The sequence below is a fragment of the Streptomyces griseomycini genome (genome assembly GCF_014203535.1).
In the GTDB taxonomy this organism is placed as follows: Bacteria; Actinomycetota; Actinomycetes; order Streptomycetales; family Streptomycetaceae; genus Streptomyces; species Streptomyces griseomycini.
On sequence record NZ_JACHJI010000010.1, the window covers coordinates 227,988 to 240,719 of the forward strand.

Consider the following 12,732-nt stretch of genomic DNA (forward strand, 5'->3'; position numbering starts at 1 on the left):
CCGCCCCCCGGCTCCGGGACTCCGCGGTGTCGCCGCCCCGCCGGCCACCCCGCCGGCCGGCGCGCCGGCTCGTGCGAGCCGGCCCCCGCAGTACGTCGCTCAGTCCACGCAGGTGAGGGAAGACCCGTGCAGTTCCGCCAACAGGCCCTCGCCAGACTCCAGTCCCCGGAGGAGCTCGACCTGCCGGTGCGCTTCGCCCGGCCGCAGGGCTGGCTGGTGCTGTCCGTGACGGTGGTCGCCATGGCGGCGGCCTCGGTGTGGGCGGTGACCGGATCGGTGCCGTCCACGGTCGGCGCGCCCGCCGTCCTCACCCACGGGCAGGGCAGTTACGTGCTCCAGAGCCCCGTCTCCGGCCAGGTCACCGCGGTCCTCGCGCGACAGGGCGAGCGGCTCCCCGCCGACTCCCCCGTGCTGAAGGTCCGCACCGAGCAGGGCGACACGGTCGTCCGCACCCTCGACGCGGGCCGGGTCACCGCACTCGCCGCCGGCGTCGGGCAGATCATCCGGACCGGCGCGGACGTCGCCGCCGTGGAGAAGGTGGCCGACGCCGGGGACCCGCTGTACGCGACGGTGTACGTCCCCGCCGAGAGCGCCGCCGCCGTCCCCGCCCACGCCTCCGTGGACCTCACGGTGCAGTCGGTGCCCCGCCAGGAGTACGGCGTGCTGCACGGCGAGGTGAAGTCGGTGGGCCGCTCGGCGCAGTCCGCCCAGCAGATCGCCGCGTTCCTCGGCGACAGCCAGCTGGGCGAGCAGTTCACGAAAGAGGGCAGACCGGTGGCCGTCACGGTCGAGCTGGAGAAGTCGTCCGCCACCAAGAGCGGTTACGCGTGGTCCTCCGCGGACGGTCCGCCGTTCCGGCTGACCTCGATGACCCTGGCCACGGCCTCCGTCCGGCTGGCCGACCGGCGTCCCGTCGATTGGCTGCTGCCGTGACCACCGCCCAGGAGACCCGCGGCAGGCGCCGCGCCGCCCCGCCCCGGCGCAAGGTGCCCACGCCCCGCGCGAAGACCGTCCGTACGCCCACCGTCCTCCAGATGGAGGCCGTGGAGTGCGGCGCCGCCTCCCTGGCGATGGTGCTCGGCCACTACGGCCGCCATGTCCCGCTGGAGGAGCTGCGCATCGCCTGCGGCGTCTCCCGCGACGGCTCGCGCGCCAGCAACCTGCTGAAGGCGGCGCGCGGTTACGGTCTGACCGCCAAGGGCATGCAGATGGACCTGGCCGCCCTCGCCGAGGTGACGGCTCCGGCCATCCTGTTCTGGGAGTTCAACCACTACGTCGTCTACGACGGCATGGGCCGCCGGTTCGGCCGGCGCGGGGTGTTCGTCAACGACCCCGGCAAGGGGCGGCGCTTCGTGCCGCTGGAGGACTTCGACGGCAGCTTCACCGGTGTCGTGCTGGTGATGGAGCCCGGCGAGGACTTCGAGCGGGGCGGCCGCAGACCGGGTGTGCTCGGTGCGATGCCGGCCCGGCTGCGCGGCACGGCGGGCACGATGCCCGCGGTGGTGCTCGCCAGCCTGCTGCTGGTCGCGGTGGGCGCGGCGGTGCCCGGGCTCAGCCGCGCCTTCATCGACGAGTTCCTGATCGGCGACCGGACCTCCATGCTCGGCGTGCTGTTCACGTCGATGGGCGCCTGCGTGCTGCTGACGCTGGTGCTGACCTGGTTGCAGCAGGCCAATCTGCTGCGCGGCCGGATCATCTCCTCCACCCTGTCCAGCGCCCGCTTCCTGCGCCATCTGCTGCGGCTGCCGGTGACGTTCTTCGCCCAGCGCAGCCCCGCCGACCTGGTGCAGCGGCTGCAGTCCAACGACGCCGTGGCCGAGACGCTGGCCCGCGACCTGTCGGCGGCGGGCGTGGACGCGGTGGTGGTCGTGCTGTACGCGGTGCTGCTGTACACCTACGACCCCCAGCTCACCTTCGTCGGCATCGGTGTGGCACTGCTGAACATCGTGGCGATGCGGGTGGTCGTCCGGCTGCGCGCGACCCGTACGGCGAAGCTGCGCGCCGACACCGCGCGGCTGACCAACACGGCGTACACCGGTCTGCAGTTGATCGAGACGATGAAGGCGACCGGCGGTGAGGACGGTTACTTCCGCAAGTGGGCGGGGCAGCACGCCACCACGCTGGAGGAGCAGCAGCGGCTCGGAGTGCCGAGTGCCTGGCTCGGCATCGTCGCGCCGACGCTCGCCACCCTCAACAGCGCGCTGATCCTGTGGATCGGCGGGATGCGGGCGATCGAGGGGCACATCTCGGTCGGTCTGCTGGTGGCCTTCCAGGCGCTGGTCACCCGGTTCACCGCTCCCCTCACCCGGCTGAACGGCGTCGCGGGCCGCATCCAGGACTTCGCGGCGGACGTGGCGCGGCTGAAGGACGTGGAGAACTTCCGGGCCGACCCGCTCTACGGCCGGCCCGGCGCAGGCGGCTCGACGCGCCGCCTGCACGGTCATGTCGAGCTGCAGAACATCGGCTTCGGCTACAACCCGCTGGACAAGCCCCTGCTGACCGGCTTCGACCTGACCGTGGGTCCCGGGCAGCAGGTGGCGCTGGTCGGTGGTTCCGGCAGCGGCAAGTCCACGGTGTCCCGGCTGATCTCGGGCCTGTACACGCCGTGGGAGGGGGTGATCCGGATCGACGGGCGGCGCATCGAGGACATCCCGCGCGGGGCGCTGGCCGCCTCCGTCTCCTTCGTCGACCAGGACGTGTTCCTCTTCGAGGGCACGGTCCGCGACAACGTGGCGCTGTGGGACCCGTCGGTGCCGGACGAGGCCGTGGTGGAGGCGCTGAGGGACGCGGCCCTGTACGACGTGATCGTGCGCAGGCCGGGCGGCATCCACAGCCGGGTCGAGCAGGACGGCCGCAACTTCTCCGGCGGTCAGCGACAGCGCCTGGAGATCGCGCGGGCGCTGGTGCGCCGGCCGAGCATCCTGGTGCTCGACGAGGTGACGAGCGCGCTGGACGCCGAGACCGAGCTGGTCGTGATGGACAACCTGCGCCGGCGGGGCTGCGCCTGCGTGGTGATCGCGCACCGGCTGAGCACGGTCCGCGACAGCGACGAGATCGTCGTCCTCGATCACGGCACGGTCGTGGAGCGCGGACGGCACGAGGAACTGGTGGCGCGCGGCGGCGCGTACGCCGCCCTGGTCAGGGAGCGGTGAGATGACGGCCGTTCACGAAGGACACGGGGGCGACCTCGTGCTGGGCGCGCTCGGCTCGCTGGGCACGCCGGTCGACTGCGCCGGTCACGGCCGCCTGGACCTGGAAGGGCCGCAGGTGCTGTGGCTGATCGTGTCCGGCGCGGTGGACCTGTTCGCGGTCGACGCGGAACAGCGGGGCCACTGGCACCACCTGGGCCGGCTGGAGGCGGGTTCGCTGGTGCTGGGCCCGGTGGCCGGGCCGCGGCACACGCTGGTGGCACGCCCGCTGCGGGACTGCGTGGTGCACCGCATCGGCCTGCGCGAGCTGTACCAGCCCGCGGGCACCCAGACCTGGTCGTACGACGAGTACGGCAACCCGCAGTACGTCCCGCCGACGACGAGCCCGCTGGAGTACGCCCTCGCCCTCGGCGTGGGCCGCGGCCTGTCGGTGCTGTTCCAGGCGCCGATGGCCGCCGACCGGGCGTCGGCGCCCACCGACGACGACGTCTTCTGGATGCAGGTCCCGCCGGGCAGCGTGCAGTACGGCTCGCTGTACGGCGCCGAGGCGGCGGCCGATCTGCTGATGGACCCGGCGCTGTGGCAGAGCATGGTCGACCAGCAGTACCGGCTGATGACCACGCTGGACCGGTGGATCGAGCAGCTGGAGCAGACCCACGAGACGCGCACCGCCGAAGGCATCAAGGCCGGTGAGGCGGTCCGCGCCCAGGCCGACCGGACCCTGCTCGCCTCCATCGGCAAGCGGTCCGGGCGGCGGACCACGGCGGCCGACGCGGACGCCACCTACGCGGCCTGCGAGCTGGTCGCGCGGGCGGCCGGGATCACGCTCGCCGAGCCGGCCCGGTCGGGCACCGGCTCGGACCGTCTCGACCCGGTCGAGCAGATCGCCCTGGCCTCCCGCGTCCGCACCCGGGCGGTACGGCTGGACGGCCGCTGGTGGCGGGACGACGTCGGTCCGCTGGTGGGACGCCGGGCCCTGTCGGGCGCGCCGGTGGCGCTGCTGTGGCGGCGCGGCGGCTACGTGGCGGTGCATCCCGCGACCGGCCGGGAGACACCGGTCGAGAAGGCCAACGCCGACGAGTTCGAGCCGCGCGCGGTGATGTTCTACCGCCCGCTGCCGGAGCGGCGGCTGAGCCCGCTCGGGCTGCTGCGGTTCTGCATGGCCGGCACCCGCGGCGATCTGGCCGGACTGCTGCTCAGCGGTCTGGTCACGGTGGTGATCGGGGCCCTCGTGCCTCTCGCGACCGGCAAGGTGCTCGGCGAGTTCGTGCCCGAGGCGCGGACCGAACCGATCGTGCAGATGTGTCTCGCGGTGATGATCGGCAGCGTGGTGGCAGCCGCCTTCATGCTGCTGCAGAACCTCACCCTGCTGCGGCTGGAGGGCCGGGTGGAGGCGACGCTCCAGCCGGCGGTGTGGGACAGGCTGCTGAGGCTGCCGACGAAGTTCTTCACCGAGCGGTCCACCGGTGAACTGGCCAGCGCGGCCATGGGCATCAGCGCGATCCGCCGGCTGCTGGCCGGGGTCGGTCCCACGGTGGCCCAGTCGGTCACCGTGGGCGCCGTGAACCTGGGGCTGCTGCTGTGGTTCAGCGTGCCGATGGCACTGGCCGCGATCGGGATGCTGGTCGTCGTCGCGGGTGTGTTCCTGGGCCTCGGGCTGTGGCAGGTGCGCTGGCAGCGACGGCTGGTGGTGCTCACCAACAAGCTGAACAACCAGGCCTTCCAGACCCTGCGCGGCCTGCCGAAGCTGCGGGTCGCGGCGGCGGAGAACTACGCCTACGCCGCCTGGGCGTCCGAGTTCGCCCGCAGCCGGGAGCTGCAGCAGAAGGCCGGCCGGATCAAGAACCTGACGGCGGTGCTGGGCGCGGTCTACCTGCCGCTGTGCACGCTGGTGACGTTCATGCTGCTCGCGGGCCCGGCGCGCGGCTCGATGACGGCGGCCGAGTTCCTCACCTTCCACACGTCGGTGACGATGGTGCTGACCTCGGTCACCCAGCTGACCGGCGCGTTCGTCTCCGGGGTGGCCGCGCTGCCGCTGTTCGAGCAGATCAAGCCGGTGCTGGACGCCACGCCCGAGGTGCGCGCGGCGAGCACCCGGCCGGGCCCGCTGTCCGGGGCGATCGAGGCACGGCGGCTGTCCTTCCGCTACTCCGACGACGGTCCGCTGGTCCTCGACGACGTGTCCCTCGAGGTGCGGCCCGGCGAGTTCGTGGCGATCGTCGGCCCGAGCGGCTGCGGCAAGTCCACGCTGCTGCGGCTGCTCATCGGCTTCGACAGGCCCCTGTCCGGCAGTGTGCTGTACGACGGGCAGGACCTGGCCGCCCTCGACCGGTCGGCGGTGCGCCGCCAGTGCGGTGTGGTGCTCCAGCACGCCCAGCCGTTCACCGGCTCCGTCCTGGACGTCATCTGCGGCACCGAGGCGTACACGCCGGAGGAGGCGATGGCGGCGGCGGAGATGGCGGGGCTCGCCGAGGACATCAGGCGGATGCCGATGGGGCTGCACACCATCGTCTCGGGCAGCGGCTCGGTCTCCGGGGGCCAGCGGCAGCGGCTGATGATCGCCCAGGCGCTGATCCGCCGGCCGCGGATCCTGTTCTTCGACGAGGCCACCAGCGCCCTGGACAACGAGACGCAGCGCACGGTGATCGAGAGCACCAAGGCCCTGCGGGCGACGCGGATCGTCATCGCGCACCGGCTGTCGACCGTGCTGGACGCGGACCGGGTCGTGGTGATGGAGGACGGCAAGGTGGTGCAGCAGGGTCCGCCCGACCTGCTGCTCGCCGACCCTCACGGCCGGCTGCACGAGCTGGTGCGGCGTCAGATGGCGTGACGGCGTCCCGGGCCCGTCCGGGTCCGGGGCGGACGGGCGCGGCGGAGGGCGGGCCGCCCGTCAGCCGTGCGCGGGCGGGTGGCCGGCGTCGGCGTCGCCGATCCGCAGGCGGGCGCCCTGACGCAGCAGTTCCCGCTGGACGAGCGGGTACGGCAGGTCCCGTGGGGCGCGCCCGAGGCGGGTGGCCAGTGCCGCGCAGACGCCGGCCGCCTGGCCGGTGGCCATCGCGATCGGCATGACCCGGTACGAGGAGTGCGCCACGTGCGTGCCGGAGATGCAGCGCCCGGCCACCAGCAGCCGGTCCGTCTCCCGGGGCAGCAGGCAGCGCAGCGGGATGTCGTAGAAGCGGCCGGGGGGCACGCGCTTGAGGACGGTGCCGCTGCCCCTGGGGTTGTGGATGTCGACCGGGTAGGCGCCGTGCGCGACGACGTCCGGGAAGGACTGCGCGGCCAGGATGTCATGGCCGGTCAGCTGGTACTCGCCCAGGACGCGGCGGGTCTCGCGGACACCGATGTGGGTGCCGCTCTGCACGACGTAGGAGTCCTCGAAGCCGGGCACGTGGTGGCGCAGGAAGCGGTCGATCTGCTCGAGCTGGCGGCGGGCGGTGTGCTCGGCGCGGCTGAGGTCCCACACGTCGGTGCCGAACGCCCGGGTGACGCGGGTGCTGTTGACGCTGACCTCGCCGGGGTGCGGGGTGCCGAAGAACAGGATGTCCTCGCGGGGCAGCCGGAGTTCGCCGTCCGCCGTGGCCGCCTCGACGAGGTCCCACAGACCGTGCACCCCGCGCCACTGGTCCGGGTGCTCGCGCACGTACTCGGCGAAGCGCGGCTGCAGGAAGTCCACGACGCGGAACATGAGCGTCATCGGCTGCACCAGCCCGTCCTCGGGCCGGCCGATCTCGTACGGCGCTCCGCCGGCGGCCGCGACGTCGCCGTCACCGGTGGCGTCCACCACCACACCGGCGTCGATCACCACCGGTCCGGACTTGGTCTCGAACACCACGCGCCGGCCGCCGTCCAGCGGCAGCACGGTGGAGGCGAAGGAGTGGAACAGCATCCGCACCCCGGCCTCGTCGAGCAGGTCCAGCAGGACCAGTTTGAAGATCTCCGGGTCGAACGGCACGGTGTAGCCGGTCCCGAGGGAGGGCGGGACGCAGCCGCCGCGCTCCGCGAGCCGGTCCAGCAGCCGCCACAGGACTCCCGCGACCACCGGCTCGCCCTCGCCGTGGTCGGTGGGCAGCAGCCGGCTGGTATCGCCGGTCCCGTCGAACACGGCCTGCCTGTGCTCGTTGTGAAACGACATCAGCGGCATGACCAGTGCCGCGGTCGCGTTGCCGCCGAGGAACCCGTAGCGCTCCACCAGCACCACCTCGGCCCCGGCGTCGGCCGCTGCGAGCGCGGCGCCGCACCCGGCGGGGCCGCCGCCGACCACCAGGACGTCGGTGTGGCCCCCGTGCAGGGCGGGCCGCGACGGCAGCGTGACGGTACGGACCCGGTCGGGCGGTTCCAGGATGGGCATCGGGTGTCTCCCGTCGGCTCTCCTCAGGCCGCGTCGTGCGACTCCGTCCGGGACGGCTCCGCCCGTGACTCCTGCGGCTCACGGACGTCGCCGAGCCGCGGCTCGGTGACGTGTGGACTGCTCGTGCCCTCGGCGCCGTCCGCCGCGTCCGTGTCGTCGGGGCGGGCGGTCCGGCCGGTCCCGTCGACGCGGTCGAGCAGGTCGCCGCAGCGCACACAGGTCTCCTGGGCCAGGACGTGCAGCTCCCGCACCCGGGAACGCAGCTCCGCGCGCCGCTGCGGGTACTCGTCCCAGAGCCGGTCCACCTCCGCCAGGAGGAGGCCGGCCTGCTCCCGCGCCACTCCGACCAGGGCGGGTGCGCCGATGCGGCGCGCGAAGTCGAAGACCTTGCCCGAGTAGGGAAGCGGGAGGACCGGCAGGCCGGAGAGCGCCGCGAAGATCACGAAGTGCAGTCGCATGCCGACGGCCAGGTCCAGCCGGCGCATGAAGCCGAGCACCTGGCCCGGGCTGTAGGAACCGTTGAGGATCCGTCCCCGGTCGGGCGCCGACATGTGGGACAGCACGGCGTGCGCGTGCCGCACGTCGTGGCGTTCCATCGGCAGGAACACCACGTGCGCGTCCAGGCGCCGGACCAGGAAGTCCGCCACCTCGGCGAGCAGCGCGTGGTAGCCGCTCTCGTCGAGCTTCTCGGCCGCCCGCCCCGGTTCCCGCACCGACATCCCCACGAGCCGGGTGCCGGTGGGCAGGCCCTCGTCCCTCATCATCCGGCCGGTGAACGGCTCCGGGCACAGCCGCAGCGCCGGGTCCGCGGTGACCTCGACCTCGCGCTCCACCCCCACCTCCTCGAGCACCAGCCGGGACTCCTCGTCGCGCACCACCACGTCGTCCATGTCCGGCAGCACGGTGCGCACCGCCTCCCGGTCGTCGGCCTCCCGCAGCGGGCCCGCGCCGACGGCGTAGGCGAACGTGCGGACGCCGCGGTCCTGCGCCGCGCGGACCAGCCGCAGATAGCGGCGCGCCTCACCGTCGTAGAGGATGCCGCCGCCGCCCAGCACCAGCAGGTCCAGATCGGCCAGCACCTCGAGTACGGGGCTGCGGGCGACGCCCTCCCAGTCCACCACCTCGTCGGCGTCGGCGTGGTGGCCGCGGGTGTGTTCGGCGTTCCGGCTGAAGACCACGAGCCGGGCGTCCGGACGGTGCGACCGCAGACAGCCCAGCACACAGGCGAGGACGGACTCGTCGCCGATGTTGAAACCGCCGTAGGAGCCGAGGACGCCGATGCGCAGGCCCGACGGGGCGGGGAACGGACGCGGTTGCTGGGCGGCTCTGGTCATCCGTGCACTCCCGTCGCGTCGGAGTCGGTGGGTACCGGATGTCGGTCGGGGCGTCACCGCCGCGCGCAGTCCGCGCGGTCCGCGGGGGCGGTCGATCCGTACGTGCGGGGTGCCCTCGCGCGACCGCGGCAAACACCCGGGCACGGGCGGGGCCCGCCGCCGCGGGCGCCCGCACACCGCACTCCACCGGGCCGTGGGAGAGGGGCGGGACGGCGCCCGTGCCCACGGGCGGGAGGGCGGCGCCCCACGGGTTCCGGGCCGGGCCGTCGGCGTGGTCCACCGTCCGTCCCGGGAGCGCCGGGGCAACCACGTGCCCGCCCGCCTCGGTGGGCGCTACGACGCCTTCCGCCCCCTCGGTCGCACCGTGGCGCTCACGCCTCCCCACCCCGAACCGCCCGGCGCCGGGGGGAGGAGACCTGGACCACCGGCGTGTGACCCGCGCGGCTCACCGGCCGCTCGCGGTGGCGGCGATCGCGGGGAGGACCGCCGGGGAGAGGACGCCGCCCGCCAGGGCCAGGACGGGGCAGCCGGCGGCGGAGACGACGAGGCCGGACGTCAGGCCGCCGGTGGCGACGGCGACGGCGACGGAGACGTCGACCATGCCCTGGGGCTTGGCCCGGGTGGCGAGCGGCACGGCGTCCGTGATCATCACGGTGCCGGACACCAGGCCGAAGTTCCAGCCCAGACCGAGCAGGGCGAGCGCGAGGGCGAGCAGGGCGACGGAGTCGCCGGGCGCGACGGCGGCGACGATCCCGGCGGCCAGGAGGGTGAGGCCGGAGGCGGCGACGGCGGTGCGGCCGCAGGAGTCGACGAGCCAGCCCGTCAGGGGCGAGGGCAGGTACATGGCGCCGACGTGGATGGCGATGACGAGCCCGGAGGCGGCGGTGCCGTGGCCGTGGTCCTGCATGTGGACCGGGGTCATCGTCATGACGGCGACCATGACGAGCTGGGTGAGGATCATGGTGAGTGCGCCCGGTATCGGCCCGGGACCACGCTCCGGGTCCGGGCCCGGGGCGGCGTCGCCCGCGCCCTCCGCCGCGGCGGCCGCCGCCTGCTGCCGGTGGTCGAGACCGCGGGCGAGCAGCAGCGGGTCGGGGCGCAGCCAGACGACCAGGACGAGGGCGGCGAGCGCGTAGGCGGCCCCGGCGAGGAGGAACGGCCCGGCCAGGCGGGTATGCGGAGGGTTTCCGCGAGGTCCCCGGTGGGAGCGGCGAGGTTGGGACCGACGACGCCGCCGAGGGTGGTGGTGACCAGGACGGTGGAGACGGCGCGGGCGCGGTGGGCGGGGGGCGGCGAGGTCGGCTCCGGCGTAGCGGGCCTGGAGGTTGGTGGCGGTGCCCGCCCCGTAGACGAACAGGGCGACGAAGAGGAGCACGGGGGTGTCGGCGACGGCGGCGGCGATGACGCCGGCGCTGCCGACGGCACCGGTGAGGTAGCCGGCGGCCAGGCCCGGACGTCGGCCCCGCGCCTGGGACATCCGGCCGACGGCGACGGCGGCGAGCGCGGAACCGGCGGTGAACAGGGCGCTGGGCAGCCCCGCGAGGTCGGTCGAGCCGAGCATGTCCTGCGCGAGCAGCGCCCCGACGGTGATGCCGGCGGCGAGCCCGGCGCCGCTGAGGACCTGGGAGGCGACCAGAACGCGCAGGACACGGCGCCGGGCCTCGGGCCGGGGGACCGTGCCGGCGGTCTCGGCCGGGGCGGTGCTCGTCACGGTGTGCGCTTTCGATCGAGGGGGCCGGACGGCCGGGGCGTGCTTCTGACGGTGGGCCTCGGCAGCGGTTCCCCCGATGAGGGCGGCGGCACGTGCGGCCGGGCGCACCCGGAGGCCGGCGGGGTGAGCGGGTCCGCTCCGGCGGCCCGTGGTCCGGGCGGACCGGGCCGCGGGCCGGACCGGGGCGCGGCGGGAGGGCACCGGCCGGTCCGGTCACGCCGGCTCCGCCGCGTCGACGGGCAGCCGCGACAGACGCCACTCGAGCATGCCGTCGTTCAGCCGGATCGCGCGGCGACCGCGGGCGGTCAGCAGCCGCACCGCGTCATGGGCCAGGACGCAGTACTCGCCGCGGCAGTACACGACGATCTCGGTGTCCCCGGGCAGCTCGTCGATCCGGTCGGCCAGTTCGTCGACCGGCAGGGAGAGCGCGCCGGGGATGTGACCGGCGAGGTACTCCTCCACCGGCCGCACGTCGAGCACGACGACGTCACCGGCCGCGATCCGGGCCCGCAGTTCCTCGCGGGTGACTTCCGCCCCGCCGTCCTCGCCGAGGTGGGCGTCGCGGGCGGCGAGGACGGCGGGGCGGTGGTTCTCGGCGACCTTGCGCAGCAGCGCGAACAGCTCGGCGACGTCGTCCCCGGCGAGCCGGTAGTGGATGCGCACGCCCTCGCGGCGCGTGGCGACGAATCCGGCCCGCTTGAGGGTCTGCAGGTGTGCCGACGCGGTCGTCAGGTTCAGCCCGGCCGCCTTGGCCAGGGCGTCGACGGTCCGCTCGCCCTGGGCGAGCAGGTCCAGCAGATCGAGGCGCTTCCCGCTGGCCAGCGCCTTGCCGCTGGCCGCGAACGCGTCGTACAGCCGAGCCCTCGAATGCGGGGTCCCGTTCTCCGCCACGGCTTCCTCCATAAATCCATGGAACATGGTGGACGAGGCGGGCCGCCATGACCGCGCGCCCGCCGCGGAAGGGTGGCGCGCCCGGCTTCCGCACGGGAAGGATCAACGGGACGTCACCGTCCGGTCACACATGGGACATGTATCCGCCGTCCGCCGCTCCCCGTCCGTTGGTCCGCGCGGTAAGTGGGTACCCACGGGCCATGCGAACCAGCGTGGTGGATGTCGGATCGAAGACCGTCAGACTCGTCGTGGCGGACGCGGAGGGCGGGGTGCCGCTGCCGGTGCACACGGCCAAGTGGCCGATCCGGCTGTCCGAGCAGGTCACGCCGGGGGCCCCGGTGCCGGAGCAGGCCGTGGAGCGGCTGGTGGACGCCGTGGCGGCGGCGAACCGCACCGCCGCGCGGTGGGGCGCGTCCGGTCCCCTGGCGTTCGCGACGGCCGTGGTGCGCGGCGCACCGAACCGGCAGGAGGTGCTGCGCACGGTCCGGGCCCGGACCGGCGTCGAGCTGTGCACCCTGCCGGGCGAGGTCGAGGCCGAGCTCACCTTCCTCGGGGCGCGCCGCTGGATGGGCTGGCGCTCCGGGCCGCTCGCGCTGCTGGACATCGGCGGGGGTTCGCTGGAGGTCGCCTTCGGACGCGGCCGGCTGCCCGACTTCGTGGCCTCGCTGCCGCTGGGCGCGGGCCGGCTGACCCACGAGTACTTCGAGGACCGGGACCCGCCCTCCCCGGAGCAGGTGCGGGCGCTGCGCCGCAGGATCCGCCACCAGCTGCGGGACGCGGCGGCGCGGATCCGCTGGGAGGGGCCGCGCACGGCGGTCGCCACCTCCCGCACCTTCCAGCAGCTGGGGCGGCTGTGCGGGGCCGCGCCCGGGCGGCACGGGCCCTTCGTGGAGCGGGAGTTGTCCTGTGCCGACCTGCGGGGGGCGATCGACCGGCTGGCCGCGCTGCCCGCCGCCGAACGCGCCCGGCTGCCCGGCATCTCCGCCCCGCGCGCCGCGCAGAGCCTGGCCGGCGCGGTCGTGGCGCACACGGCGATGAAGCTGACCGGGCTCCGGGCGGTGACCATCTGCCCCTGGGCGCTGCGCGAGGGGGTGCTGCTGCGCCACATCGAGGACGGCCCGTCCTGGTGGGCGGAGATCACCCGCCTCAACGAGAAGGAGACCGCCCCCGCCGAGCCCGTACCGCTGCACGTCGCCGGCGCGCGGCCGGAGTCGGCCGTGAACGCGTGACGGGAGCCGGCCGTGGACGCACGGCGGGCGGACCGACCGGTACCGACGGGACCGGTTACCGACGAAGGGA

Annotated in this window: 7 protein-coding genes and 1 pseudogene; 4 read left to right on the top strand and 4 right to left on the bottom strand. The window is 74.5% G+C overall.

Annotated features, from left to right (window positions below; all coding sequences use genetic code 11):
* Positions 1-126: 126 nt before the first annotated feature.
* The 3 genes from FHS37_RS27070 to FHS37_RS27080 are packed head-to-tail and all read left to right on the top strand — an operon-like array spanning position 127 to position 5,979.
* A complete protein-coding gene (locus FHS37_RS27070) occupies positions 127-933 on the top strand; it encodes an HlyD family efflux transporter periplasmic adaptor subunit (protein WP_184825862.1) in 807 nt (268 codons plus the stop codon).
* Positions 930-3,152 (top strand): NHLP family bacteriocin export ABC transporter peptidase/permease/ATPase subunit, encoded by a 2,223-nt coding sequence (locus tag FHS37_RS27075; RefSeq protein ID WP_184825864.1) that lies wholly within the window; start codon positions 930-932, stop codon positions 3,150-3,152. The genes FHS37_RS27070 and FHS37_RS27075 overlap by 4 nt, the downstream gene beginning before the upstream one ends.
* Position 3,153: 1 nt before the next feature.
* Positions 3,154-5,979, top strand: coding sequence for an NHLP bacteriocin export ABC transporter permease/ATPase subunit (locus FHS37_RS27080; RefSeq protein WP_184825866.1), 2,826 nt, complete (start codon positions 3,154-3,156; stop codon positions 5,977-5,979).
* A 60-nt stretch (positions 5,980-6,039) separates the two neighbouring features.
* Here FHS37_RS27080 and FHS37_RS27085 read toward each other — a convergent pair whose 3' ends face one another.
* From FHS37_RS27085 to FHS37_RS27100, 4 genes and pseudogenes are all read right to left on the bottom strand, one after another.
* A complete protein-coding gene (locus tag FHS37_RS27085; protein WP_184825867.1) occupies positions 6,040-7,497 on the bottom strand; it encodes an FAD-dependent oxidoreductase in 1,458 nt (485 codons plus the stop codon).
* Between the two features lie 23 nt (positions 7,498-7,520).
* Entirely contained in the window at positions 7,521-8,831 is a 1,311-nt protein-coding gene (locus FHS37_RS27090) for a polysaccharide pyruvyl transferase family protein (RefSeq protein WP_184825869.1), read from the bottom strand.
* A gap of 445 nt (positions 8,832-9,276) precedes the next feature.
* A pseudogene (locus FHS37_RS27095) lies at positions 9,277-10,542 on the bottom strand (MFS transporter).
* A gap of 213 nt (positions 10,543-10,755) precedes the next feature.
* Positions 10,756-11,433, bottom strand: coding sequence for an ArsR/SmtB family transcription factor (locus FHS37_RS27100; protein ID WP_229889898.1), 678 nt, complete (start codon positions 11,431-11,433; stop codon positions 10,756-10,758).
* Between the two features lie 200 nt (positions 11,434-11,633).
* On the opposite strand from FHS37_RS27100, the gene FHS37_RS27105 reads away from it, so the two are divergent.
* Positions 11,634-12,662 carry a Ppx/GppA family phosphatase gene (locus FHS37_RS27105; RefSeq protein WP_184825873.1) on the top strand — a complete coding sequence of 343 codons (1,029 nt, stop codon included), beginning with the start codon at positions 11,634-11,636 and terminating at the stop codon, positions 12,660-12,662.
* Positions 12,663-12,732: the final 70 nt, after the last annotated feature.